20 protein-coding genes are annotated in these 25,323 nt (G+C 57.1%); 9 read left to right on the top strand and 11 right to left on the bottom strand.

Features of this window, described 5'->3' with window-relative positions:
* Positions 1–11: 11 nt before the first annotated feature.
* Both RBB44_RS23080 and RBB44_RS23075 read right to left on the bottom strand, forming a co-directional pair.
* Complete coding sequence (locus RBB44_RS23080) at positions 12–1,046, bottom strand: asparaginase (protein ID WP_306150359.1); 1,035 nt, start codon at positions 1,044–1,046, stop codon at positions 12–14.
* A 38-nt stretch (positions 1,047–1,084) separates the two neighbouring features.
* Positions 1,085–2,263 (bottom strand): aminotransferase, encoded by a 1,179-nt coding sequence (locus RBB44_RS23075; RefSeq protein ID WP_306150358.1) that lies wholly within the window; start codon positions 2,261–2,263, stop codon positions 1,085–1,087.
* Between the two features lie 200 nt (positions 2,264–2,463).
* On the opposite strand from RBB44_RS23075, the gene RBB44_RS23070 reads away from it, so the two are divergent.
* Positions 2,464–3,936, top strand: a complete 1,473-nt coding sequence (locus RBB44_RS23070) for a carboxylesterase (RefSeq protein ID WP_306150357.1) — start codon at positions 2,464–2,466, stop codon at positions 3,934–3,936.
* Positions 3,937–3,948: 12 nt separating this feature from the next.
* Here RBB44_RS23070 and RBB44_RS23065 read toward each other — a convergent pair whose 3' ends face one another.
* Complete coding sequence (locus RBB44_RS23065) at positions 3,949–4,668, bottom strand: hypothetical protein (protein WP_306150356.1); 720 nt, start codon at positions 4,666–4,668, stop codon at positions 3,949–3,951.
* Between the two features lie 236 nt (positions 4,669–4,904).
* On the opposite strand from RBB44_RS23065, the gene RBB44_RS23060 reads away from it, so the two are divergent.
* Both RBB44_RS23060 and RBB44_RS23055 read left to right on the top strand, forming a co-directional pair.
* Complete coding sequence (locus RBB44_RS23060) at positions 4,905–6,692, top strand: SPFH domain-containing protein (RefSeq protein ID WP_306150355.1); 1,788 nt, start codon at positions 4,905–4,907, stop codon at positions 6,690–6,692.
* A gap of 239 nt (positions 6,693–6,931) precedes the next feature.
* The gene (locus RBB44_RS23055) at positions 6,932–8,224 is read left to right on the top strand and encodes an adenylate/guanylate cyclase domain-containing protein (RefSeq protein WP_306150354.1); all 1,293 of its coding nucleotides are present in this window, start codon (positions 6,932–6,934) and stop codon (positions 8,222–8,224) included.
* Positions 8,225–8,249: 25 nt separating this feature from the next.
* Here RBB44_RS23055 and RBB44_RS23050 read toward each other — a convergent pair whose 3' ends face one another.
* Positions 8,250–8,909: an ABC transporter substrate-binding protein gene (locus RBB44_RS23050; protein ID WP_306150353.1), complete on the bottom strand. Its 660-nt coding sequence runs from the start codon at positions 8,907–8,909 to the stop codon at positions 8,250–8,252.
* Between the two features lie 370 nt (positions 8,910–9,279).
* Between RBB44_RS23050 and RBB44_RS23045 the strand changes: the two genes are divergently transcribed.
* The 5 genes from RBB44_RS23045 to RBB44_RS23025 all read left to right on the top strand — a co-directional run bounded on the left by RBB44_RS23045 (position 9,280) and on the right by RBB44_RS23025 (position 15,877).
* Positions 9,280–10,878: a SulP family inorganic anion transporter gene (locus tag RBB44_RS23045; RefSeq protein WP_306150352.1), complete on the top strand. Its 1,599-nt coding sequence runs from the start codon at positions 9,280–9,282 to the stop codon at positions 10,876–10,878.
* 138 nt (positions 10,879–11,016) lie between these two features.
* Positions 11,017–12,831 carry an adenylate/guanylate cyclase domain-containing protein gene (locus RBB44_RS23040; RefSeq protein ID WP_306150351.1) on the top strand — a complete coding sequence of 605 codons (1,815 nt, stop codon included), beginning with the start codon at positions 11,017–11,019 and terminating at the stop codon, positions 12,829–12,831.
* A gap of 30 nt (positions 12,832–12,861) precedes the next feature.
* On the top strand, positions 12,862–13,626 hold the full coding sequence (locus RBB44_RS23035) for a Stf0 family sulfotransferase (protein WP_306150350.1): 765 nt from the start codon (positions 12,862–12,864) through the stop codon (positions 13,624–13,626).
* 178 nt (positions 13,627–13,804) lie between these two features.
* Entirely contained in the window at positions 13,805–15,205 is a 1,401-nt protein-coding gene (locus RBB44_RS23030) for a selenium-binding protein SBP56-related protein (RefSeq protein WP_306150349.1), read from the top strand.
* 9 nt (positions 15,206–15,214) lie between these two features.
* Positions 15,215–15,877, top strand: a complete 663-nt coding sequence (locus RBB44_RS23025) for a hypothetical protein (protein WP_306150348.1) — start codon at positions 15,215–15,217, stop codon at positions 15,875–15,877.
* A gap of 36 nt (positions 15,878–15,913) precedes the next feature.
* Here RBB44_RS23025 and RBB44_RS23020 read toward each other — a convergent pair whose 3' ends face one another.
* The 5 genes from RBB44_RS23020 to RBB44_RS23000 all read right to left on the bottom strand — a co-directional run bounded on the left by RBB44_RS23020 (position 15,914) and on the right by RBB44_RS23000 (position 22,000).
* Positions 15,914–17,299 (bottom strand): homospermidine synthase, encoded by a 1,386-nt coding sequence (locus tag RBB44_RS23020; protein ID WP_306150374.1) that lies wholly within the window; start codon positions 17,297–17,299, stop codon positions 15,914–15,916.
* A gap of 806 nt (positions 17,300–18,105) precedes the next feature.
* Positions 18,106–18,657 carry a GNAT family N-acetyltransferase gene (locus RBB44_RS23015; protein ID WP_306150347.1) on the bottom strand — a complete coding sequence of 184 codons (552 nt, stop codon included), beginning with the start codon at positions 18,655–18,657 and terminating at the stop codon, positions 18,106–18,108.
* Positions 18,658–18,666: 9 nt separating this feature from the next.
* Complete coding sequence (locus RBB44_RS23010) at positions 18,667–19,797, bottom strand: type III PLP-dependent enzyme (protein ID WP_306150346.1); 1,131 nt, start codon at positions 19,795–19,797, stop codon at positions 18,667–18,669.
* A 510-nt stretch (positions 19,798–20,307) separates the two neighbouring features.
* Positions 20,308–21,204 (bottom strand): sensor domain-containing diguanylate cyclase, encoded by an 897-nt coding sequence (locus RBB44_RS23005; RefSeq protein ID WP_306150345.1) that lies wholly within the window; start codon positions 21,202–21,204, stop codon positions 20,308–20,310.
* Complete coding sequence (locus tag RBB44_RS23000) at positions 21,188–22,000, bottom strand: alpha/beta fold hydrolase (RefSeq protein ID WP_306150344.1); 813 nt, start codon at positions 21,998–22,000, stop codon at positions 21,188–21,190. The genes RBB44_RS23005 and RBB44_RS23000 overlap by 17 nt, the downstream gene beginning before the upstream one ends.
* Positions 22,001–22,325: 325 nt before the next feature.
* On the opposite strand from RBB44_RS23000, the gene RBB44_RS22995 reads away from it, so the two are divergent.
* The gene (locus RBB44_RS22995) at positions 22,326–22,934 is read left to right on the top strand and encodes a YceI family protein (RefSeq protein WP_306150343.1); all 609 of its coding nucleotides are present in this window, start codon (positions 22,326–22,328) and stop codon (positions 22,932–22,934) included.
* Between the two features lie 112 nt (positions 22,935–23,046).
* On the opposite strand, the gene RBB44_RS22990 is transcribed toward RBB44_RS22995, so the two are convergent.
* Entirely contained in the window at positions 23,047–24,048 is a 1,002-nt protein-coding gene (locus RBB44_RS22990; protein WP_306150342.1) for a hypothetical protein, read from the bottom strand.
* A 190-nt stretch (positions 24,049–24,238) separates the two neighbouring features.
* Entirely contained in the window at positions 24,239–25,201 is a 963-nt protein-coding gene (locus RBB44_RS22985) for an EF-hand domain-containing protein (RefSeq protein ID WP_306150341.1), read from the bottom strand.
* Positions 25,202–25,323 lie beyond the last annotated feature (122 nt).

Below are 25,323 nucleotides of genomic sequence, written 5' to 3'. Positions count from 1 at the left end.
GCACTGCCGCGTCAGTTGGCCGGCAAAGCCTCTTTGAGCATCTGAAGGAATTCGCTGCGCGGCCGGATAACACCTGCCTCCGCACCCCGGCGCGTCAGGACCGGCGGGTTGACCAGACCATCCAGGAGCTTTGCCTCGGCCTCATCAAGCTCCAGCATCACTTCGAGCACGGTTGCCATCATGACTTCGGCGGCCCGGGTCGCGCCGTCGTCGCACTTCAAGGCAACGCCATATCCGAGCTCGGGGATCGAAGCGCAGAAAACGCCTTCCGCACCGGTTTTCACAAAAACACGTCCGCGTAAGCCTTCCATGACCTTGGTGCAGAAGCGGTCTGCACCAGCGACCATGTAGGGCTCATTGATACAGGCGTCGAAAATGCGTTGCGCTGCGTCCTGGCGGAGCGGCTCCAGCCCCTCGCCCGTCCCGAAGGCCGCAAATGCGCGGGCAAAGCTGTTCAGCGGTGACGCGTAGGTCGGGATTGAGCATCCGTCGGTACCGCAAACGTCTTCCGAAACGACGTCGCCGGTCATTTGCTCCATTACGTTCCGGATTTCGCGTTGCACCGGGTGGGACGGCTCAACGTACCCTTTCGTTTCAACACCCATGACCTTGGCAAGGCCTAGAAAACCGGCATGTTTTCCCGAGCAATTGTTGTGCAGCCCGCAGGGTGTTTCATCGGCCAGAATGAGTTTTGCGGCGTCCTCCATCCGCTTTGGCCACTGAGGCCCACATTCCAGATCATCCTCGTTGAGACCCGCCTTCATCAACATGACACGCGCGGAATTGGCGTGAACCTCCTCGCCATTATGCGAGGCGCAGGCAAGCGACAGTTCTGCGTCGCTGAGATCCAACGCCTCGGCGGCACCGGATTCCACAAGCGGGATGGCTTGCAGAGCCTTGATTGCAGAGCGCGGAAAGACGCGAGCCTCGAAATCACCAACACCGCACACCAACTTACCATCGGCATCAACAACCGCGACGCTGCCGCGATGCAGGCTTTCAGTCAGCTGGCCGCGGGTCACGTCCACAAGGGCAGGATTGGTCATCAAGGTCTCGTTTCGCTCGGTCTGAATTGATTGAGATTTTATGCGGATTCGGCGCGCGCCGCAGTCAAAAAGCGCGATAGGCGTTCCAGGGCCTCGTCAATCACCGTGTCCTGTTTGCAGAAGCAAAAACGGATGAAGCCGGTCGGCGCGTCCGAGCCATAAAACGCCGACACAGGAACTGCAGCAACACCAGCCTCTTTCACCAGGATCTCACAGGCTTCGACATCATTGTCACCCAACCCGGTCCCTGTGATCCCGCAGGTCAGGAAGTAGGTCGCCGCACAGGGAAGCACCTCGAAGCCCAGCGCGGAGAGGCCTTTTGCCATGCGGTCCCGCTTTGCGCTCAAATCATCTGCAAGTCCTTGATAGTAGCTGTCATCCTTGCCGATCCCATAGGCCACGGCCTTTTGCAGGTTCGGCGGAGTGGTGAACGTGGTCCATTGGTGGGCCTTCGCGATCGGATCCAGCATAGACGCCGGTCCGGTGATGTAACCGACTTTCCATCCTGTCAAAGAGAATGTCTTGCCCGCCGACCCAATCCGGATCGTCCGCTCGCGCATGCCTTCAAACGTCATCAATGGCCGGTGCTTGTGGCCGCCAAACACCAGATGCTCGTAAACTTCATCACAGATTGCATAGGCATCATGCTGTTTGCAGAGGTCTGCGATCAGACCAAGCTCGGCGTCTGAGAAAACCTTTGCGGTCGGGTTCATCGGGTTGTTGATCAAAACGGCTTTGGTCTTGTCCGAGAATGCAGCTTTCAGAGCGTCTTCATCCAGATGCCAGTGCGGAGGAGTCACACGGACGCGAACCGCGATGCCACCGGCGCGTTCCACCAGCGGAAGATAACAATCATAAAGTGGTTCGATCAAAACCACCTCGTCCCCCGGAGAGACAAGCGACATGATCGCATCCGACAGGGCCTCGGTTGCCCCTGATGTCACAAGCACTTCGGTCTGTGGATCGATCTCAAGGCCATAAAATCGGTTGTTGGCATCGGCGACCGCCTGCCGCAACTCCGGAAGTCCGAGCATGGGCGGATACTGGTTCGGCCCTTCCATCAAGGCTTTGGCGGCCGTCTCGCGAATGTCTTCCGGTCCATCGACATCCGGAAAGCCTTGACCGAGATTGACGGCCCCATGCGCCATCGCAAGGCGCGACATGGTTTCAAAAACAGTGGTCTGAATGCCGGTGAAAACCGGATTGGTCGACTTCATGATATCCCCAATGTTTGCTTCGGCTTGTTTAGTCTGAATTGGCCGGACCGTCGAGGCCTTCATGGGCAAACCGAACACCGCAGATATTTGACAGCCTTGAGCCGCCCCCTTCAGATGGTTCTGAACGGAATCGGACTGCGTCGGGCACAAAACGGTGGCCCAACAGCTCGGGTCGGTTGCGTCAGGTTGTTGAGGTAGAAATGTTGAAGTTTGTCCACCGCCCTCTGATACGCGCCCTCAAGTTTGCCGGGTTCACGGTTCTTGGCGGCATCGTCGCGATCATCGCTGTTGCGATCTTCTATTTGAACAGCCTGTCGGATCTGGAGCCCTGGCACACGGTCCACCTCGACGAGGATTATACGGCAGACAGCCCCGTCAGCTCCTTTACCGACTACCTTGCCATGGAGGACCGGCTGTTTGCCGAACTCCAGGACGAGTTGATCTCCAAACTCAGTTTCGGCCCCAAGGATGAAGTCAATCGTTTCCAGCCTGACAGCGTTTCAAATCCGCTGACCTGGCCGCGGAATTGGAACCGGTCGTTTTTATTTGAAACCGAAAGCCCCATTGCCTCCGTCCTCTTGCTCCACGGAATGTCGGATTCCCCCTACAGCCTGCGAGAGATAGGGCGATCCTTGCATGAAGCCGGGGCCAACGTGCTCGGACTCCGCCTGCCGGGACATGGCACGGCCCCGGCCGGTCTTCTGGAAACCAAAGCTGAGGACATGATTTCCGCGACCGCGCTCGCTGCCAAACATCTGAAGGCGATGCAGCCGGACAAACCGCTTTTTGCCGTCGGCTACTCCAATGGCGGCGCCCTTTCGGTCGTGCACGCACTCCGGCAGTTGGGGGACCCGTCTCTTGCGAAGATCGACCGGATTATCCTTCTGTCGCCTGCAATCGGGGTCACACCGGCTGCGGCCTACGCGCCAATCGCAATTCAGCTTGGCCATATTCTGGGTGTCCAGCGTCTTGCCTGGAGTTCTCTCGGACCGGAATACGATCCTTACAAATACACGTCCTTTGCCATCAATGCCGGCTATGTCACCCACCAGCTGACGATGGAGATTAGATCGCGCATGGATGCGGCTACGGCGGATGGATCGGTTGCCGCACTGCCACCAATCCTTGGCTTTTCATCCGCAGTCGATGCGACGGTGATCACCCGGGATATGATTTCAAATCTCTATGCCAAGCTGCCTGAAAACGGATCGGAACTGCTTTTGTTCGACACAAATCAGTTTCTCACAAAACGTCCGTTGCTCTCCGATGATGCCTCAGATTTTCTGGACCCGCTTGTGACTGACACAGCCCGCACCTACACCTTGCGCGTTATCACCAACGCAGCGCCATCAGACCGGAAGACCGTCTTGAACACGTATGGTCCCGGTGCCACTGAACCGGCTGTGCAACGCTTAGACCTCTCCTGGCCACGCGGCGTTTTCTCACTGGCGCACATCTCGCTCCCGTTCTCCGCGGAAGACCCGCTCTACGGAATAATCCCGCAGCCGGAAATCTCCAGGCTTCAGTTGGGCGCACTTGCGCTGCGCGGAGAACGCGGGATTTCGGAAATTCCAGCCGGTGACGTGCTGCGCATGCGGTGGAACCCGTTTCATTCTATCATGTTGTCGGAAACACAGAGTTTCCTGGATCCCACTCTTCAAAGGCGGGACTAGATGCGTTGGAACCTAGCGCTCCATTGAATGTGTCACCAGGGTTCTGCCCTCTTTCAATTCGGCTAGAATCCACTCGATCCGTGGAACCAGCGCACGGTGACGCCGATTTAGGTAATGATAGAATTCGACTGAACGAAGCTGCTTTGATCCCTTGTAGATCCGCCCATTGCCAACGGCTTGCATGACGGCATCACCGGGATTCTCGGCAGCGATCACAATGTCCAGGCGATCCAACTCCAGCATCTTGAACAGAATGTCCGGGCTTTCAACGGGCGTGACGTCCGGGAGTTTTGCGGTCATGCGCTGTGCGAACAATGCACCATCGACATACCCGACCCGGTAGCGGCCCATCTCGTCCAGCGCAAGACCGGCCAGTTGCGGATCATTTGTATAAGCATAGATGGGGAGGGAAATAACCGGGATCTCAACCCGGACAATCTCGGTAAAGTGGTGACCGACCTGCCGGATTCTCAGCAATTCACCATCCGCTGCGCCGCTTTCAACCTCTTGGATGGACCGGTTGGGCGTGAGGTAAAGCACGGAAAACTCTACACCAATCGCCGCGTAGGCCTCACGGAGCAGCCTCAGCCCCTCCATATTGTGGCGCATCCCCTCAACGGCGGTGAACTTGAAATAGGTCTCCGACGCGGCACGGTCTGGCAGCCCTATGGTCAGAGACAGGACAAAACAGATGACCCATAGAAGTGTTTGCAAACAATCAATTCTTGTCACGCGCAGCTCCTCTCAAAGAGCCCAGAGGCGAACATTTAATATTATATCGCTTAAATTGCAGTATATGGCCTTTTCTACCTTACGTAAATTTCCAAAATCTCCCTGTTAGCCACCGGCAGGCTCGGCGCGCATTGAATTTTCATTTAACATTCCCTTCATGGGGCCCTCTTATGGTTTTCACCATTATGAGTCACAACCGGCAACTTCCGCCGGGCTCTCATACCGGAGGATAGATTATGCTTGGCGTTATCATCGGCTTGGTCGCCATCGTGCTGGGAGCCAGCGCCTTGCTCAGACGGGGAGGTCCGGCTGCCGGCAGTTCCCGAGTTTCAAAGATCCTTACGGGAAAGCCAGTCGGCGTTTTTCTCGTGCTCATCGGCGGCTTCATGTTGATGTCGACGTCTTTTGTGTTCGTCGATGCAAACAGCGTTGGCCACCTCAAGCGCATCTATGCATTTAAAGAGCTGCCCGAAGGCCGGATCATCGCGCTTGAAGGCGAAAAAGGCCCGCAAGCCCAGATCCTCGGACCCGGCTTTCATTTCATTCCGCTGGTCAGGGTCCTTTACGATTTTGAGGAATGGGATGTCGTCTCCATTCCGGAAGGGTATTACGGTCAGCTGACGGCGCTTGACGGGGCGGCCATGCCCTCAGGCATGTTCATGGCGCCCGCAATCTCCGATTCAGAAGTCGGCGACATGCTCAAAGCCGAGAGTTTTCTGACAAAGGGGGGGCTTCGGGGGCCTCAGGAAACGGTTCTGAAGCCGGGCCAATACCGCTTGAACCGGTATCTCTTTGACTTGCGGCTCGATGAAAACACGAATGCCACCATCATCCCGGCAGGGCATGTGGGTGTGGTCAAATCGAATGTCAGCCAACCCGGGATCAATTGTGTAGAGGAAGAAGTCTCAGCCTCAACAGCCTCGCGCGAAGCGTTGACCGTTCCGCTGGTTCCGCGCGGCTGCGTTGGAATCTGGAAAGAACCCCTCTTTCCGGGAGCCTATTATCTCAACCGTCAGGCCTATGAAGTCACGCTGGTCGATACGCGGGTGCAGACCTGGGAATACAAGGGCGGATATACCAAACGCATCATCGACCTCTCCGTGGATCAACAGGGCAACATTCAGCAGAACGAGCGCTCCGTTCAGGAGCGCATCCCGGATGATGCAGCTGACCGGGCCGTCTATGTCAAAGTCGAGGGCTGGGATATTCCACTGGAACTCCGCGCGCTCGTGCAGGTTGACCCGACAAACGCGCCGGTCGTGGTTGGCTCGGTCGGCGGTTTGGGCGAGATCGAGAACCGTATTTTGACGCCGGCAATCCGGTCGATCGTGCGCAATGTCGCGGGCGCCTCCATCCGGGTCCCGGACAAGAACGCTGATGGAACGCCCGTCGAACCAGCACAGTTCACGGTACGCCCGACACGGGTTCTGGATCTCATTGAAAACCGTGATGCGCTTGAGCAAACCATCGAGCAACAGATCAAGATCGAAGGCAACAAGGCCGGCGTGAACATTCGTGAAATCCGGCTCGGTGAACCGGCTATCCCGCCGGAACTTCTGGTGTCCCGTCTCCGGGTTCAATTGGCCGACCAGCTCTCGACCGCTTATGAACGCGAAACGGACGCGCAGCAAAAGAGGATCGAGACCGAACAAGCCCGCTCAACTGCTGACGAGCAACCCCGTTTGGTCGAAGCCCAGATCGCTGTGCAAGTCGCCAATCAGCGCGAACAGGAGCGCGCAGCTCTCGGCCGGGCAGAACGGCAATATCTGGAGGAACTGGCCCGCGGTCAGCGCGCTCAAGTTGACGTTCTCGGTCAGGACCGGGTTGCACTCTTGCAGGCACTGGAAAAGCTCCTGACATCGCTGGAACGCAAACCGGAGCTCGTCGGTCTCGTCGGCAAACTCGTGCCGAACACTGTTGTGGGTGGTGACGGTGCAGGCCTTGCTGGAGCCGCTGCTCTTCTGGGGGCTAGTATTGGTGGGCAATCCGCTGCTTCGGGAACACCGCGAACACCTTCGCAATAGCGCCCTTTGGATTGGTGGCCGGGCGATGTTTGTTTGACACGTCCATAGCTTGGCCTCCTGAACACACGTAGGAATGATGATCCTTGTTTGTTTCAAGACATCGACTTCGCCGCAACCGCCCCTATCATTGTCCAGTAGCATTCCTGTTGCCGCATTAGACTGGACCTTGCTTGGCAGAAACTGCGCCGCCTGACACACAAAGAGCCGCTTCCAGCAGGGCTCAAGCATCAGCCGAGGAGATGTCGCGCCTCGAGACCGCTGAACGGGCCGGGCTCAAGCTTGCAGTCCTGTGCCGAACAGCGGTCATTGGGGTCTGTGCTGTCTATTGGGTTGCTGCAACAACCATGATCGGGGCCACAGTTTCTCTCACGGCAATGGGCATATTGGCGAGCCTCACGATCTATGGCGTGATCGCCTATTTTTTCATCGGAACGCGCCTGGACCGCTGGTGGCTGAAGTATACGATTTACACCATCGACATCCTCGCCGTTTGCGCCGCCTTCGCCCTCCTCCCCCTGCGCCAGGGCCAGGACATTCCCCAGATCATCGCGTTTCGGGCCTATGGCATTCACTTCCTTTTTCCACTGATCGCCATGGCCTGTCTTTCGTTGTCCTGGCGTCTGGTCTTGTGGAGCGGTTTTGTTGCTTTGGCAGGCTGGTTCACGGCCTACTGGTGGGTCCTGCAGGATATGCCGCGCATCATCGAGTGGCGTGATTTTCCAGACAATCCAACCACTGCGGACTACGAAACCCTCTTCCTGTCGACCGAGTTTGCGGGCACCGGAAACCGGATCGGGGAAGCCGGTATGCTGTTTCTCGCCTCAGCCGTGCTGGCTCTCGCTGTCTATCGCGCACGGCGCGTGTTTTTTGCGCAGCTTAGAGCTGAGCAAGCGCGCGAGGAGGCGCAGGCAACAAGAGAGCGCGCAACCAGCGTTCTTGGAAAATACGTCCCGGAAGCCGTGGCGATGCGTCTGGTCAACGACACTCAGGCGATGGTCCCGCAAGAGGTGCACGGCGTGGTGTTGATCGCCGATATTGCCGGGTTTTCCGACTTCGCGTCCGGCAAGCCTCCGACCGAAGTCATCGGACGTCTGAACGACTTCCTCGATCTGGCGGCAACCAGCGTTGCCACACATAACGGTGTGGTCATTCTGTTCACCGGCGATGGTTTGCTGGCAAGTTTCAACACGCCTATTCCGATAGAAACCCCGGAACGCGCCGCATTGGCCTGCGCCCGGGATCTGGTTGCCCATGCGCATTCTGAAGGGTTCCAATTGCGTGTTGGCCTCGCCAGTGGCCCGCTAGCGGCGGGCAGTGTCGGTTCCTCTGAGCGCCAGGCGTTCACTGTTTACGGGGAAACCGTCAATCGGGCGGCCCGGCTGGAAACACTGGGCAAGGACCTGAATGCTGCGATCATCGCCGACACCGGCGTTGCGCAAACGTCAGATGAAATAGAACTGACCCTCGCCGGTGAACACCAACTCAAGGGCATTCCGGGGAACTGGCCAATATGGACGTGGCGTCCGGACTGATCTGCCGGAGGACAGCAGAGCAAAACTAATCGGCGCTAGGGTTGCCTTGACCGGTGATCATGGCTTCCAGTGCGGTCTCCACGATTGTCTCCAACTCACCGCTACCACGCATTTCTGCCAGAACAGCGGCCAGTTGCGGTGCCAGCGCCGCATGCTTTTCATGCAGATAGTGAAACATCGGTTCCACCTGGAATGGCCGCCCCAGGGGAACGACATTTGTCAGACCAAGTTCGGCAATGGCCAGCGCGCCGTCGATTTGATCACTGACGACCGCATCGAGACGGCCAGCCGCCAGCAGACGAAATAGCTCGATCTCCGATTGTCCGGCCCACAAGTTCTCAAAACCCTGTGTGAACTGTTCGGCTTGAACGATACCTTCCAGATAGCCCACACGCAGCTTTGCAAGATTTCCGGTTACTATCTGATCTTTGTCGGCGGCGCGCACATAGACGACCCCTTTCAATTCCATGTTTGGGACCGGCACTTGCACCAAGGTGGGATAATGCTCTTTGACTGCACCAATTCGAACAAGCTCGCCATCAACCTTGCCGCTTGAGGACACCACCAAAGACCTGTTTCCAGACGTTGGATAGATCTCAATCGGAATGCCCAAGCGGTCATAGGCTTGTGTCATGATGATCTCGACAATCTCGGTCAACGGCGAGTTCTCGATCGTCGAAATCACGAGCGTGTCCTGCTCTGCCCGAGAAGGAGCAGCCCAAACCAACACCACAAAGCAATATGTATAGAAACGACACAACATGAACTGCGTATTCCGCCGCACCATTTTTCTTTTCGTACAATAAGATTAAAAATCACAAAAAAGATAATGATTTCAAAACCCAAGAACTTTCAGAAATACTTCTCGAAATTCTAAGCATTTCTTACAGGGAGTATTTGTTGAAACCGGCGGGTTCCCGCCGTTGCATGGCTGCCCGGCACAGCGCGCCTTGCTGCGGCGCAATATTTCCAGTAAAAGACAAGCAACTTGACTGAGGTCAGTCTGCCGTGGGGGGCCAAACCGCGGCCCAAGACCTGCCAAACACACGCTAGATATGTTGGAGCCCGCCTTGACCGGACGAGCCGAGGCCGTTGCGCCTGTTCAATCGACAAAACTCGATGCTGCGCGCATCAAAACCGAACTCCTTGCCGGCCTGACCGTTGCACTCGCATTGGTGCCGGAAGCCGTTGCTTTCGCTTTTGTGGCGGGCGTCAATCCACTGGTTGGCCTCTATGCCGCTTTTTTTGTCGGTCTGATCACAGCCTGCATCGGCGGCCGCCCGGGCATGATCTCCGGCGCAACCGGCGCACTTGCCGTCGTGATGGTCTCGCTTGTTGCCCAACACGGTGTTGAATACCTTTTCGCCACCGTCGTGTTAATGGGGATCATTCAGATCGCCGTTGGCGTATTGCGCTGGGGCAAGTTCATCCGCATGGTGCCGCACCCGGTCATGCTCGGCTTCGTCAACGGCCTTGCCATCGTGATTTTCCTTGCCCAGCTCGGCCAGTTCAAGGTTCCGGACGGTGCCGGCGGCCAGGAATGGATGACCGGCTCGCAGCTCTATCTGATGCTTGGCCTGATCGCGTTGACCATGGCTGTGATTTACCTGCTCCCCAGATTTACAAAGGCGTTTCCAGCACCACTTGCGGGCATTCTCGTTGTTTCCGGCCTGGTCCTGGGCCTTGGCCTGGACACCCGTTCAGTTGGCGATCTTGCGTCCATTGCCGGCGGCTTGCCGACGTTCCACATTCCGATGGTCCCGCTGAACCTTGAAACGCTACAGATCATTTTGCCCTATGCGATCATTCTCGCCGCGATTGGCCTGATTGAATCCCTTCTGACGCTGAACCTCGTTGCGGACATGACCAACACCAAGGGCGGTGCCTCCAAGGAATGTGTTGCTCAAGGGACGGCAAACATCGTCACCGGCTTCTTCGGCGGCATGGGTGGCTGTGCCATGATCGGCCAGTCAATGATCAACGTGAAATCCGGCGCCCGCACCCGGATTTCCGGTATCGCGGCGGCGCTGTTCCTCTTGTCGTTTATCGTGGTTGCCTCTTCCCTGATCGAGCAGATCCCGGTTGCCGCGCTGGTCGGCGTCATGTTCATGGTGGTCATCGGCACCTTCGCCTGGACCAGCTTGAAGATCATGCACAAGATCCCGCTGACCGACGCGTTGGTGATGATTATCGTCACGGGCGTAACTGTTTATGCCGACCTTGCCGTCGCGGTGGTTGTCGGCGTGATCATCTCAGCCCTCGCCTATGCCTGGAATGCGGCAAGCCGCATCAACGCCAAGATCGGCAAGAGCAAGGAAGGCTGGAAGGTCTACCGCCTGGAAGGCCCGCTGTTCTTTGGCTCCACGACCGGATTTGTCGATCTGTTCAATCCGCAGAACGATCCGGAAGACGTGGTTGTCGACTTCATGGACAGCCGCGTTGTCGACCATTCGGGCCTGGAAGCAATCGATGCGCTGGCTTCCAAATATCTGGCGGCTGGCAAGCGCCTGCACCTGCGTCACCTGTCGCCTGACTGTCAGAGGCTTTTGAACAAGGCCGGCAATCTGGTGGAGGTCTCCGTACTGGAAGACCCGGACTACGAAATCGCTGTCGATTACGGCCACACGTTCGACACGCCTGAAAAAGCAAAATAAGAAACACTGCTTCGGGCTGGCGAGCGATCCACCTGAATAGTTAGACAGAAACCCCGCAGGGTCATTGACCTTGCGGGGTTTCTTGATTCTAACTCGGTGAGACAAGCAGCATGCAAACAAGAAAGACAAACCAGCACAGTGTCTCACGCCAAAAAGTTTCGCATAACACCGGCCCTGACAACTGTCTTGGGTCTGTTCGTTCTTTTGACAGCCGGTGCCGTCCTTGTTGTCCAGGCCGTCATTTCCAGAGACGTCGTGCGGGAGCTGGGTGGAGAGCTCATCGACAATGGCATGGACGGTCTGGAAGCTGCGGTTGCCGAACAGCTTTATGCGATCCGAAAGACTGCTCGGTACACAGCGCGCGCGCTCGACATGGGAACGCTCAGTTTTGATGACACCGACAAGGCCGAACAGTACCTCTTCGGGTCTCTCGCTCCGCTGGATTTTGTGTCCTTCTCGCTGCTGATTGACGCCGATGGCGCGGGGCTTATGGTTGACCGCGGCCCTGGCGATGGCACGCTCTTGTCCGAGACGTTTTCGGTGAACTTGGACGAACCGCTTGTTGCCCCGATCTTCAACCGGGCGCGCTCGACCTATTCTTCGTTCTGGAGCAAGCCGATCTTCCTTCCAGAACGGGACAACACGTACTTGCTTTACGTCAAACCGCTTCACGAGGCGGATGAGTATCTCGGTAGTATTATCCTCGGAATGTCCCTTTACCGGATGTCGGACATCACCCGGTATCTCTCAGACGAAGACGTTACAGTTTTCCTGATGGAAGTGGGCACCACCGAGATCATTGCCCACCCAGGTCTCAACCATCATTTTGCAGATCTCAGCCCCGACAACACTCTGGTGGATGTCGACGATGTGCCCGATCCCTTTCTCGCCGGATTTTCTGAACTCAGGCAGATCGGCAACCGGACCTACGATCTGAACCCGCGCGACACGCTGTATTCCGGTTATGACGAGAACGGTCAAAAGCGGTTTCTCGTCCTGGAGGATGAAAATCGGCGGTTCCGGGGACTGCCCGTGCGCATCGGCGTTCATTTTCCGGCGGATTTTCTGGAGCATTCCATAAATCAGCTGTCGAGCGCGGCACTCACCGGCCTTGGCCTGCTTGGGATTTCGCTGCTGGGGTCGGGTCTTCTTGCACGCCGGATCTCGGTGCCTGTCAAAAGAGCGTCAATCGCCGCTAAGGATGTTGCGGACTTGAACCTTGGGAAGGTGGAGGACTTGCCGCCAAGCACGATCCGCGAACTCGACGATCTTTCAAAAGGCTTCAATTCCATGGTCGCGGGCCTCAAGGCCTTTAACCGGTACGTTCCAACGAGCCTGGTCAAACGCCTTCTGCAGGAAGGCCGGACCGAAACGCCTCCGGAGGAACGCGAAGTCGCGGTGCTCTTCACCGATATCGCGGGCTATACATCCCTTTCCGAGGGTATGTCCGCTGCCGAAACCGCTGCGTTCGTCAACCACCACCTGTCTCTGATCGGGGCGGAGATTGCCAAACAAAACGGCACGATCGACAAATACATCGGCGATGCGGTGATGGCCTTCTGGGGTGCGCCGGAAACGCTCGACAATCCGGCAGGAGCGGCTGCCACCGCGGCCGTCGGCATCGCCGCCGCAATCCGTCAGGACAACTTGGAACGCGTCGAGCGCGGCGAAAAACCCGTGCGCATTCGCATCGGACTTCATATCGGCCCATTGGTTGTCGGCGACATCGGCGCGCCGGAGCGGGTCAATTACACGGTGATCGGCGATACGGTAAACATCGCCGCCCGCCTTGAAAGCCTCGGCAAAGAAATCGATCCGAACGCGGATGTGATTATCACGGCGTCTGAAGAAGTTGCAGCTTCGCTTTCGGACAACCTTGACCTTGAACCTATTGGACCGCACAAGGTAAAAGGCCGGGACGAACCGGTGACCGTTCTGCGGATCCTCCCGTAAGCTCAACATAGATTTCTAAAGCTCGTTTTGATGTCAGATTTTCAGACGTACGTACTGTGCACCTCTCCTCGAAGTGGAAGCACACTGCTTTGTAAAATGCTCGCCGAGACCGGTGTTGCAGGCCACCCGAAGTCTTATTTTCACAAACCGGATCTTGGAGAATGGGCGTCTGATCTCGGCGTCTCCTGCCCAGCTGGAATGAGCGAGTTGGAGTACCTCAGGCTCTTGATTGATACCGCGATCGAACAAGGAACCGCAAACAAAGGTCTGTTCGGACTGCGGCTTCAGCGGCACAGCTTCGACTTCTTCTTCCGCCAGCTCCGCATTCTTCGCCCGGATGAAACAACGGACAAGGATCGTTATGAGGCCGTGTTTGGCCGCACACTGTTCGTTCACCTCACACGACCGGACAAGCTCTCCCAGGCGGTTTCGTTCGTCAAAGCACAACAAAGCGGCCTATGGCACAGGGCCGCCGAAGGCTCGGAGCTGGAACGTCTCTCGCCTCCTGCAGATCCGGTCTATGATTTTGCAACATTGAAAAACTGCCGCGATCAATTCATTCAATTCGATCAGGATTGGAACGACTGGTTTGCCGAGCAGGCTATTGAGCCGCTTCGCTTGTCTTACAACGATCTGTGTACCGACCCGCAAGCCGGTCTTAAGAAGAGCCTGACCGCACTTGGCCTTCCAACATCCGCCGCAGACCCTGTCCAACCCGGCGTTGCAAAACTCGCAGACAGCATCAACGCTGACTGGATCAAAAGGTTTCAGGACCAGGCTGCCGCGGGCTCCTGACCTGGGTCAGCCCGACCAGCTTGACAGCAAACCCAAGTAACCAAATGAAGACGCTGCGGCATGCATTTTTCTTGACCGCTACCGAACCCGCGCGTTTACTTCCAATTGCGCCTGTCACCTGAGGTTAAATCCGCCCGATTTTGAGGCGGCCAGGCACAGGCGCTTAGGGAGGAAAAGCATGACAGTCAGACCTGATCCGACGTTTTATGCGTCGCCGAAAATCGCCATGGAAGCCCCTGCGGAAACGCTCGCTTTCACTTTGATGCTGAGCCCGGATTTTTCGCAGCCCGACGGTCTGGCCGTCGTTGATGTCGATCCGAAGTCAAAGACTTACGGACAAATTCTGCACTCCGTCATGATGCCCAACACGGGCGACGAGTTCCACCATTTCGGTTGGAACGCCTGTTCCTCCGCCCTCTCCCCTTTGACAGGACATGCATTCCTGGAGCGCCGATATCTGATTATTCCCGGCATCCGGTCGAGCCGGATTTACGTCATTGATGTCAAGGAGCCGCTCAAGGCCAAGATCCACAAGATCATCGAGCCGGAAGAAGTCTTTGATAAGACTGGTTACTCCCGCCCTCATACCATCCATTGCGGTCCAGAAGGCATTTACGTCTCCACCCTTGGCGGCGGCGGTGAGGACGGAACGGATGGGCCTCCCGGCATTTTCATCATGGACTGCCAGACATTCGAAATCATCGGCCGGTATGAGATCGAACGCGGCATCCAGGACAAACACTATGATTTCTGGTGGAACCTGCCGCGCGACTACATGGTCTCGTCCGAGTGGGCGCTACCGCCGCAGTTCGAAAACGGCATCGTCCCGGAAGATCTTCTCAGCAACAAATACGGCCACAAGATTCACTTCTGGGATCTGCGCGGCCGGAAAAACATCCAGACGATTGATCTGGGTGAAAACCATCAAATGGCGCTGGAAATCCGCCCTGCGCATGATCCAGTCAAGCAGTATGGCTTTGTTGGTGTCGTCGTCGACACGACCAATCTGGAAGGTGCGATTTTCACCTGGTGGCGGAACGACGATGGGACGTTCGAAGCCAAGAAAACCATCACCATTGCGCCTCAACCGGCCGATGCCGAAGTTCTGCCACCATTGCTGGCCGGGTTTGGCGCGGTTCCGGCCCTGGTTACCGACATCGATCTCAGCCTGGATGACAAGTACCTGTATGTCTCGTGCTGGGGCCAGGGTGAAATGCACCAGTATGACGTCTCCGACCCGATGAACCCGAAACTGGCCGGCAAGGTCGAGATCGGTGGGATCGTCAAGAAAACCAAACATCCCAGCGGCAAGGATTTCGGGTACGGACCGCAGATGGTCGAGATCAGCCGCGACGGAAAGCGGGTCTTCTGGACCAATTCGCTCTACTCCACCTGGGATGACCAGTTCTATCCAGGGGAACGGGGTGCCGCGATGGTCGTCGCCCACGTTCAAGAAGGCGGCGGACTGGAGCTTGATCCAGACTTCTATGTCGAGTTCCCGAAAGGCTACCGCAGCCACCAGATCCGGCTTGAGGGCGGGGACTGCTCAACCGACAGCTTCTGCTATCCGTCCGTCTAGGAACTGAGCTTGTCAGACTACATGACCTCGGCGGCGGGCCTTTGGCTCGTCGTTGTGGCTTCAGGCATTTATCACGGCATCAATCCCGGTATGGGCTGGCCCCTTGCCGTATCCGCAGCGCTGTTTGAAGGCCAGCGGACGGCCCTGCTCCGTGCGCTCGCAGCACTCGGCTTCGGCCACCTGCTCGCCATGCTCGGCATTCTTTTGCCCTTTGCGGCGATGTTTGTGCTGGTCGAGTATCAACGGGAAATCAGAATTGGCGCTTCGGGTCTCGTGATCGCGGCCGGGCTCTACCTCGTGATCAACCGGCGCCACCCGCGCTTCTTGTCCCGGGTCAAACCGTCCCGCCTTGCGCTCTGGTCGTTTCTGGTTGCCATGGCGCATGGCGCGGGACTGATGCTTGTCCCGATCTATCTGGGTCTCTGCGGGCCGGGCGGTCCGGGACCCGACTACGGTGCGCCTGTTCAGCTCATGAGTTTCAACATCGGCATTGCCCTTGGCGTCGCCGTTCTTCACACCGCAGCGATGATCCTCTCGGGCGGCGCTGTCGCTTACGCGGTCTACCGTATTCTGGGACTGAAATTCGTCTCCCAGAGCTGGTTCAATCTGGATGTGGTCTGGGCCCTCAGCCTCATCCTGGTCGGTGGCATCGGATTGTGGGCGGCGCTTTGAAGGAGCACCGCCCGTCCGTTTTTGTGAGCCCGTCTGTCACCGCACAAGAATGTTCTTGAACTGCCAGGGGTCGCTGGTGTCGAGGTCTTCTGGGTAAAAGCCCGGACGGCCATCAAGCGGCGTCCAGTCGGTATAATAGCCTTTCACAGGCCCCAGGTACGGCTTCTGGATTTCCAGGCAGCGCTTGTAATCCATCTCGTCTGTTTCAACGATCCCGGCTTCCGGGTTTTCCAGCGCCCAGACCATACCGGCAAGAACAGCGGACGTGACCTGAAGACCGGTCGCATTCTGGTACGGAGCCAGCTTGCGGGTTTCTTCAACGGACAATTGGGAACCGTACCAATAGGCGTTCTTCTTGTGCCCATAGAGAAGGACACCCAGCTCATCGATGCCATCCTGGATTTCGTTCTCATCAAGGACGTGCAGTTTTTCCTGGATCTTGCCGGCCGACCCGAAGAGCTCATGCAACGACAGAACCGCAACATTTGCCGGATGATAGGCGTAGTGACAGGTCGGGCGGTACTTCAGTTTTTTGCCGCCCTCCAGCGTGAAGTAGTCCGCGATCGAAATCGCCTCGTTGTGAGTCACAAGGAAGCCGTATTGCGGGCCAGGTGTCGGGCACCAGGTGCGCACCCGGGTACTGGCTCCTGGCTGCTCCAGATAGATCGCAGCCCGGCAGCCCTTCTTGTGCTCCTTGGCGTTCTTTGGCTTCCAGGTTTCGTGTGTTCCCCAGCCGAGTTCTGCCGGCTGGAACCCTTCTGACAGGAAGCCCTCCACCGACCAGGTGTTCCAAAACTCGTCCATCGGCTTGGGCTCTTTTGCGCGCTGGGTATCGCGCTCTGCGATATGGATGCCCTTGACGCCGACCTTTTTCATCAACTTCGCCCAGTCCTTCTGGCTGGACGGTTCATCGAACTTAACACCGGTGTCTGTCGCGATATCGACCAGCGCCTGCTTGACGAACCAGGACACCATGCCGGGGTTGGCACCGCAGCACGACACAGCCGTGGTTCCGCCGGGGTTCTTCTTCTTTTCCTTGCGGACCGTCTCACGAAGCGCGTAGTTCGTCCGATCGGCGGCCTTCGCCGTGTCGTCGAAATAAAAGCCGGGCCAGGGCTCGACGACTGTGTCGATGTAAAGCACACCAAGGTTGCGGCAGAACTTCATGAGGTCGAGGGAGGACGTGTCAACCGACAGGTTCACAACAAATCCCTGTCCCTCGCCTTCGCTCAGCAAAGGCGTCAGCACTTCCTCGTAATTTTCCGGGGTTAGCCCCACTTTCTGGAACTTGTAACCCTTGTCCGTCACCAGTTTGGCATCGGTATCGACCGGGTCAATTACGGTGAACCGGGACTGGTCGAATTTGAAGTGACGCTCGATCAGCGGCAGTGTCCCCTTGCCGATCGACCCGAGACCGATCATCACAAGCGGACCCGTGATCGTGCCATGGATCGGCCAGGATTTGCTCGCGGCTGATTTCGCAGGCGCTTTGCGGGTCACAGGCTTCTTTACAGGTGTTTTGGCAGGTGTCGTTTTAGCGGCTGACCCTTTGGCCGCTGAAGCGGTTTTGGCTGCAGCGGCCGGTTTAGCCACCGCAGACTTTTGAGCGGCTGGTTTGGTCGTCGCTGTCTTGGTCGCTTGGGGTTTCTTTAGAGCTGCCTTCGAAGCAGCCGGCTTGGCGGCTGCGGTTTTTGCAGCAGAAGCCTTTGCCGGTGCAGCGGTTTTGGACGCTGCAGCTGGCTTCGCTGTCGCAGGCTTGGCAGCGGTTGACTTAGCAGGGATTGCCGTGGCTGCCGCCTTGGCGGCAGACGCCCTTGTCGCCGCTGTTTTAGTGGCAGCCGGTTTAGAGGCAGCTTTGGACGCCGCGGGTTTGCGTGCTGCAGAGGCAGCTGCCGGCTTCGCGGCGGCTGTTGTCTTACTCGCAGAAGCTTTGGTGCGGGACGTTCTCGAACCGGACGCACTCCCGGTGGTCGTTTTCGCTGCAGCCGGTTTGCGGCGGGTTGCCGGTTTCGCTGCTGCGGTTTTTGGTGCGTCGCCCTTCGGGTCGTCTGTCATATTCCAAAGCTCCATTCATTGTCCGGTCCGCTGCTTCGAATGCATGTTCGCGCCCGGTAATTCTTGTTTCCCCTCACACAAAAAGCGCACTGATTGCACCCTATTGTAGGCATGACAATTTTTGCCCGGAAGCGCAAGACCTCCGGGCAAATTTTCAATTCAACTGAGTGTAGTTATGCGAGCTTGGAAAGCACAAGACCATCGTCGGCGTCGGAAAAGGACGCGATGGGATCAAGGACACCGGCTGCACACAGTGTTCCTTCCAATCCGGCCAAATGACCAGGTGCAATCTCAAGCCCAAGAAAGCGGCGATAGTCCACCGGTCCCGGCAGCGTTACATCCTCCAGCAGACCAGCGGCAAAGCCAAAGCGCTCGTAGTAGCGTAGATCCCCAACGAGCAGGACTGAACCATGACCATGAAGGGCCGCCTGGTTGAGCGCATGCCGCATCAACCGGTCGCCGACTTTCAGGCCGCGGCACTCAGGGTCCACAGCAAGGGGCCCAAGCAGAAGAGACTGGTGCCCCCAGCGGTCTGCAACGGCCCACAGGCGCACAGTGCCAACAACCTTCCCGCTAGCGTCAAGCGCTGTGAAGGCGAACACCGGAAGACGGCCTTCTCTCAGGCGTTCCGATGTCTTCAAATGCCGGTCGAGGCCGAAACTCAGGTCGAGCAACGCCTCGCGGGCACAGACATGCGCCTGCACCTCGTCAACAATATCGATCATGGCTTTGCGTCAGATGACGTAGGAGGCCAGCGGCGCGAAGCCGTTGAACCCAACCGAGGAATAGGTCGTGGTGTAGGCACCACAGGCTTCGATCAGGACCTTGTCGCCAATCGACAGGCTCACCGGCAACTCATACGGTGTCTTTTCGTAAAGAACATCGACGCTGTCGCAGGTCGGACCTGCCAGCACACAAGGCGCCGTACGATCGCCGTCACGCGGGGTCTTGATCGGATACCGTATGGCTTCGTCCATTGTTTCGGCCAGACCGTGGAACTTGCCGATGTCCAGATAAACCCAGCGGACTTCATCCATCTCGGATTTCTTGGAAATCAGAACGACTTCTGCTTCGATCAAACCGGCGTTGCCGACCATCCCGCGGCCCGGTTCAATGATGGTCGACGGCAAACGGTTGCCGAAATGCTTGGACAACGCCTGAAAAATGGCTTCGCCGTACCGCGGTACACCCGGCACGTCTTTCAGATAACGGGTCGGGAAGCCCCCACCCATGTTGACCATTTTCAGTTCGATGCCGCGCAGCGCCATTTCTCGGAAGACGCCTGCCGCCATGGCGAGAGCGAAATCCCAGGCTTGGAGGTTGGCTTGCTGAGAGCCGACGTGGAAGGAGACACCATAGGCTTCGAGACCGTGGCGGTGGGCGTGTTCAAGGACGTCGGGCGCCATTTGAGGGTCGCAGCCGAATTTGCGGGAGAGCGGCCACTCGGCACCAACGCCGTCACACAGGACTCGGCAGAAGACGCGAGATCCAGGCGCGACCCGCGCGATTTTTTCGACTTCTTCGACGCAATCGACGGCGAAGAGACGGACACCGAATTCAAAGGCACGCGCAATGTCCCGCTCCTTCTTGATTGTGTTGCCATAGGAAATGCGGGACGCATCGGCACCGGTTGCCAGAACCATTTCGATTTCGCCGACAGAGGCGCAGTCGAAGGAAGAACCGAGGCTTTCCAGGAGGTTCAGGATTTCAGGCGCCGGGTTGGCTTTCACCGCATAATAAACGGACGTGTCCGGCAGGGACCGGGCAAAGGCTTCGAAATTGTCACGGACGATGTCAAGATCGACAACAACGCATGGACCATCCTCGTCGCGTCGGCGGAGGAATTCGCGGATACGTTCGCTCATGGGGTTTACCCCTTTCCAATGTCTGGCTGCAGCCGCCTTTAAAAATCGCTGTTAGGCGCTGCAGTTTCACGTCGCAGGGTGCCAAAGATGCGAGCGCGCCACCCCCGGGATGGAACCGGAGGGCGTACAAGGAGCTTCAGCGACGGTTGGGCCATGCAGCACCGTGGTATGGATGCGCAAAGCTTTCCCGCGTCGGGAATGCCGTTGATTGGATCGGGAGAAACCGAACCGCACGTCGGGCAAGGATGTAACAAGTGCCTCTTCTGTTACCCCGGAGGTTGGAAACCCCGGCAGAGACCAAAAGGGCCCTCTTACGTCGTTGCTTTAAGCCGTCCGGATTGACTGCCCCGCCCCTTGGCGGTGTTTCTTGGCAGCTACCCCTTAAGAGATTTCATCGAAATCCCATGAACGACCACGGGCACGTGCGAATTTGGGCAGGGGGTGTATGACCCGATTTGCCCCCTTGCGCAACAGGAAATTTTTGCAGGGCTGATTTTTGGTGAATGCAATTCAGGCGTCAGCCAGCCGTGTACAGCCGCGCCCAGCATTTTTGGCCATGTACAGCGCCTCATCGGCTTTTCTGATCATATTTTCTGCATCGGTCGCAACCGGAGCTTTTTTCTCCGAAATTCCGATACTTACGGAAACCCTGAGCCCCCCGACCTCAATTCCAGATAATTTTTCATGGATCCGGTCGGCGCGTTTTGCTGCATCTGTTATCCCGGTGTCCGGCAATAAAACAATGAATTCCTCGCCGCCATACCGTGCCGCCACATCGCCGGTCCTGCACGACTTCTGCAAGAGTCCTCCGAACTCTCTCAGCACCATATCGCCCCGCTGATGCCCATACTCATCATTGATTGTCTTGAAATGATCAATATCGATCAGAAGCACCGAGACTGCACGGTCGGCCCGGTTGGCCTGTGACAACAGCATGGCAAATTGTTCGGTCAACTCGCGCCGGTTCAAAAGACCGGTCAGCGCATCCCGTTTGGCGAGGTTGGCAAGAGATTCGGCCTGATCCTGCAGCTTTTCTCGTGTCTCGATCAACTCATCATACAGTTTGGAGCGGTTCGTCGCATCGAAAAGCGCCCAATAATGATGCCCGGTTCCGGTCGTATCCTGTTTTACGGAAATCAGCACGGGCACGCGCTCCTCATCGGCTGTTTGCACCATGACCTGGAGCTCTTGGCACACGCCCTCTTGCAACAACATCGGGTAGAGATAGCTGTCGAACAGGATCAGGCTCGATCTCGTGAATAGCGCGCTCAACCCTTCGGCTGAAATGAGATCGGGGTCGTGGCCGTATTCATTCAAGACGAAGGAATTTGCATAAAGAACCCGCCGGTCTTCATCCGTGACGATCAGACCGCAATTGAACAGGTTAAGGTCAGGCGGCGGAAACAAAGGCGGTTACCTCACGCACGACGTCCCTTGGGTGTGTCATGTGAAGACAATGACCATCGGCTTCGACGATGCGAAGGGCGGCATCCAGCATATTTTGTTGGATGAACGCCCCGATCTCCGGCGCTGCGAGACTGTCCCGAGCGCTTTGTAAGACCAACGCGGGGGCCTTGGAACGCGACAAGTCTTGCCTGTTGTCGGCGAAGAAAGTCGCCATAGCAAAATTCTTGGCTAGAACTGGATCGGTTGAACAAAAACTGTCGTTCAACTCTTGAACAAGATCGTCCGGATTTGTTTGTCCCATGACCAGCGGCGCTAGGTATCCGGCCCACCCAATATAGTTTTTGTCCATCAGGCTGATCAGTTCCTCCAAGTCAGCCCTTTCAAAACCGCCATGATAGCCGGGTGGGTCGTTCAAAAAACACGGTGAAGGACAAACCATCACCAATTTTGAAATAAGCTCCGGTCGAGAAATGCTGGCCAAAAGCCCGATCATTGAACTCACCGAGTGGCCGATAAGAACCGTGTCCTTTAGCCCAAGTGCGTCATGGATTTCCACGACGTCCTCCGCGTAACCGTCCAAAGACGCGTATCGGTCCTTGTCATAAAACGAAACGTCTGACTGACCGGACCCACAATAATCGAACAGGACAACCCGGTGATCCTTTGCAAGATCACCTTCCACGAAACGCCACATGTTTTGATCACAACCAAAGCCATGCGCCAAGACAAGCGTGGTATCACCACCGCCGGTCATGCGCACGTTGTTGCGTCGCACAATGTCGTCTTCAGTCAGCATGGGCACCTTTTGACTATCGTGGACCGTGTGTTCGTCATCTGACATCCTCACTGGACGCTGATTATTTGACTAGTCCTGAAATTAAGAAAGCACTACCGCGCTCCCTTAGCACCACGCTTTCCCGAGTGAGACAGCGGAGTTTTTCAACTTTTGCGGCAAAAAGGTTCCAGAAGATCTTTTCTCGACACAAATCGCAATGACCAAACAAACAATCACAAAGCGAGTGGTTGCTGCGGATCGTCTAAGCGTTATGTGAACCGACGAGCTTCCTAAACACGGAGTGTGTCCGGACTGTTTGCCGGAGAACGAGAAGAGAGGGTGAAAAATGGCATTAGCTGGTAACTTCAAGTCGACAGTCACAGGCGCCACGATTTCTGCAGGCCTTGTCATATCTGCAGCAGCGCAAGCAGAGCCGCATCGCTATGAGCTTGATCCGGAACACACCACGATCGCGTTCATGGTAGACCATCTGGGATATGCGGACACGCTCGGTGTCTTTCTGGAATTTGAGGGCAGCTTCACCTATGACATGGACACCCAGAAACTGAGCGATCTGAAGGTCACCGTTCAAACTGCTAGCGTTGAGAGCTTCAACGAAGCCCGTGACAATCATGTCCTGAACAAGGATTTTCTGGACGTTGCCAACCATCCTGTGATGACCTTCACTGCTAACAGCGGCACACCGGCTGATGACACATCCGGCGTCGTGGAGGGTGAGTTGACCCTCCTTGGCAAAACCCAGCCGTTAACACTTGATGTCACCCTCAACAAGGCCGCCAAATATCCGTTTGGACACGGCCGTTTCACGCTCGGCATCAGTGCTCAAGGCGTGGTCAAACGCAGCGACTTCGGCATGACCTATGCCGTTGAAAACGGTTTCGTTGGAGATGACGTCCAGGTGATCATCGAAACGGAAGCCTGGCGGGTCGACTAAGCGCCGGACATGGAGCGTGTCGCGTTTCATTGAATTCAGGCTGCTTCAGGGTTCGCGAACGAGGCAAAGCACAGTGGTAGCGAAATCTGAATCAGTTTAAACGCGATTTGCTTTAAATGGCTTTTTCCATCAACGGCTTGAGCGCCGGGTGAATGTCCGGGCTCTCTTGCTGGATAAAGCGCAGCAAGGCCTTTTCATTCTCGTGAAGAACACCGTCGCGGCCAATCCGGTCGACAAGCCATTGAGCTTCATCTTCGGTCACTACTTCGTTCACCGCAATCCCGGCTGCCATGGCAGCCCCTTTTGCGGCAAACGGATCCGGCTGATCAGAGTAGGCATTGCGGATCCCGCTGACACCGCCGCCGAACATGGATTTAAAAAACCCGGAAATGCCGCCATCAAAGCCACCGGGACTGTTGATCCAGTCTTCGCGCGCCAGCGCAACCTCCCTCGGCGGCGGCGCAATACCGGACAGCGCCATCAGATAATTGGCAACCGCCTTGGCAAACAGCTCTGACCAAGCCGGGGCGTTATCCGCTTCGCTGGTGGCATCATTCAGATCGAACAGGATTTCAGCCTCCGCCTTGGATATGGCGATGCCCCCACAGCCTGCTCCGGCATAAAGAACGCGCCGAAGGATCTCAACTTCCGCGTCCAAAATCACACCTGGGGTCAGGGTTGCACCAGAGCGGGTTGCCCCCTGTCCTGAAATGACGGAATCGGCCACAATCTTCAGAGCGAATTGTTCCAGGAACCGGGGGGCCTGGCGCGCCTTTTCCAGGACATGCAGCACTGCATCAAGCTCCGTGCGGCTGCACACATGGCCATTCGCAGTGATCTCACCGATCAACCAGTGGGCATTTTCATCAGAAACGTACCCTTGAGGGTTTGCCTGATGGACGAGGAAATCGCCGATCGCCTCAGGAAACAGCTCGAACCAGGTTTGAGGCATCACAAGACCGGCATTGTTCAGCCGGAAGAGACCCGCGCCCTCTTCCAGCGTGACATGCATGTCGCCATAGATGTACCGGCGCACCGTAATGACATCATCTTCTGAAAACTGGCCGTCCGAAATCTTGACGTCCAGAAATTCACCCAAGCCCGGCTTTGCCATTGTGTCCCCCATCGATCTGGCACCGCACTATCTGCCAACAACATTGAAGATAGGGTTACGCGGGGTGCAGCTTGTCGGCAAAAAAGGGAGCCGCGCGGACGACTCCCTCTCTGTATCCGGGTTCCAGGGAAGGGGGGATTGGACCCGGTCAGCTTCCTAGAGGCGGGCGCAGGAAGCTATTCCTTATGGCTTAGCTCCGGTCGCGGTGCTTGCCGTGCTTGCCCTTGTGACCGCTTTTGAAGTCGGACTTGGTGATCACACCATCGCCGTTCCGGTCCACCCGGTTCAGCATCTTCGACAAGGCTTGTTCCTGCTCTTCGGCCGTTATGCCCAAGCTGCCATCAACATCTGCGCGCTGGAACATGTTGACGATGCGGGCATCATTCATTGCCAGCCACAGCGGCCCGAAGTCTTCCAGGGTGAAAGAGCCGCTGCCGTTGGTGTCGGCCCGGGCGAACAGCTCCGCACGTTTGGCGTCAAACTCCTCACGGGTCACAGAGCCGGTGCCGTCAGTGTCAAAGACCGCCATGAACATGCCGGCCGGTCCACCGCGGCGTCCGTGGGCATGGCGCTTGCCATGCTCGCCGCGCTTGCCGGCTTCGGCCTTCTTGCCGCCGCCGTCATGACCGCGTTTGCCGCCGCGCACCTTCTCAACGACACCGTTGCCGTCCCGGTCCAGCCGGTTGAACATACGGTTGGCCGCGCGATCCGCCTCGGCCTGGGTCACAATGCCGTCACCATCCCGGTCGAGACGTTGAAAGACGCGGACCATGCGGTCATTGGAGCGCTCCACGAAAGCAGCCTTGAACTCTTCCAGGCTGATCTCGCCGTCACCGTTGGTGTCTGCTGCCGCAAAATCGGCGGTGCGGACTTCCTCGATCTCAGCTTGGGTGATGGCGCCATCTTTATCGACGTCGAAGCGCTCGAAAATCCGGTTGGCCATTCGGCGGCCGCCGCGCGGACCATGACCAAACTCATATCCGCCGCGTTCACCCATATGCGCCAAGCTCTGCTCGGCTGTTGCCTGATTGTTTTGCCCCCCGCCCGAGTTTGCCGCGCCGGACTGGGCATAGGCGGGCAGGCCCGCGGTGAGTGCGGTGCCGGCAACACTTGCGGCCAGGGCAGCGATTGCAATCGTCTTGAACGGTTTCATTCCAACAACTCCTTGGTTCGTTGATGAGCTCAAGGTAGGTGGCAATTGTCGCAGGATTACCTGCAAAAACCCGTTCTAGTGTCGCAACTTGTCACGGGACAGGCCGATGATACAGTTTGTTA

It is taken from the genome of Roseibium sp. MMSF_3247 (genome assembly GCF_030733765.1).
In the GTDB taxonomy this organism is placed as follows: domain Bacteria; phylum Pseudomonadota; class Alphaproteobacteria; order Rhizobiales; family Stappiaceae; genus Roseibium.
This window is presented reverse-complemented; position numbering and strand designations above follow the sequence as displayed.

Bases quoted from the DNA above. Each gene is read 5' to 3' on its own strand.
- RBB44_RS23080 (WP_306150359.1), bottom strand. From the start codon at position 1,046: ATGACCAATCCTGCCCTTGTGGACGTGACCCGCGGCCAGCTGACTGAA.
- RBB44_RS23075 (WP_306150358.1), bottom strand. From the start codon at position 2,263: ATGAAGTCGACCAATCCGGTTTTCACCGGCATTCAGACCACTGTTTTT.
- RBB44_RS23070 (WP_306150357.1), top strand. From the start codon at position 2,464: ATGTTGAAGTTTGTCCACCGCCCTCTGATACGCGCCCTCAAGTTTGCC.
- RBB44_RS23060 (WP_306150355.1), top strand. From the start codon at position 4,905: ATGCTTGGCGTTATCATCGGCTTGGTCGCCATCGTGCTGGGAGCCAGC.
- RBB44_RS23055 (WP_306150354.1), top strand. From the start codon at position 6,932: ATGTCGCGCCTCGAGACCGCTGAACGGGCCGGGCTCAAGCTTGCAGTC.
- RBB44_RS23045 (WP_306150352.1), top strand. From the start codon at position 9,280: ATGTTGGAGCCCGCCTTGACCGGACGAGCCGAGGCCGTTGCGCCTGTT.
- RBB44_RS23035 (WP_306150350.1), top strand. From the start codon at position 12,862: ATGTCAGATTTTCAGACGTACGTACTGTGCACCTCTCCTCGAAGTGGA.
- RBB44_RS23030 (WP_306150349.1), top strand. From the start codon at position 13,805: ATGACAGTCAGACCTGATCCGACGTTTTATGCGTCGCCGAAAATCGCC.
- RBB44_RS23020 (WP_306150374.1), bottom strand. From the start codon at position 17,299: ATGATCGGTCTCGGGTCGATCGGCAAGGGGACACTGCCGCTGATCGAG.
- RBB44_RS23015 (WP_306150347.1), bottom strand. From the start codon at position 18,657: ATGATCGATATTGTTGACGAGGTGCAGGCGCATGTCTGTGCCCGCGAG.
- RBB44_RS23010 (WP_306150346.1), bottom strand. From the start codon at position 19,797: ATGAGCGAACGTATCCGCGAATTCCTCCGCCGACGCGACGAGGATGGT.
- RBB44_RS23000 (WP_306150344.1), bottom strand. From the start codon at position 22,000: ATGCTGACTGAAGACGACATTGTGCGACGCAACAACGTGCGCATGACC.
- RBB44_RS22995 (WP_306150343.1), top strand. From the start codon at position 22,326: ATGGCATTAGCTGGTAACTTCAAGTCGACAGTCACAGGCGCCACGATT.
- RBB44_RS22990 (WP_306150342.1), bottom strand. From the start codon at position 24,048: ATGGCAAAGCCGGGCTTGGGTGAATTTCTGGACGTCAAGATTTCGGAC.
- RBB44_RS22985 (WP_306150341.1), bottom strand. From the start codon at position 25,201: ATGAAACCGTTCAAGACGATTGCAATCGCTGCCCTGGCCGCAAGTGTT.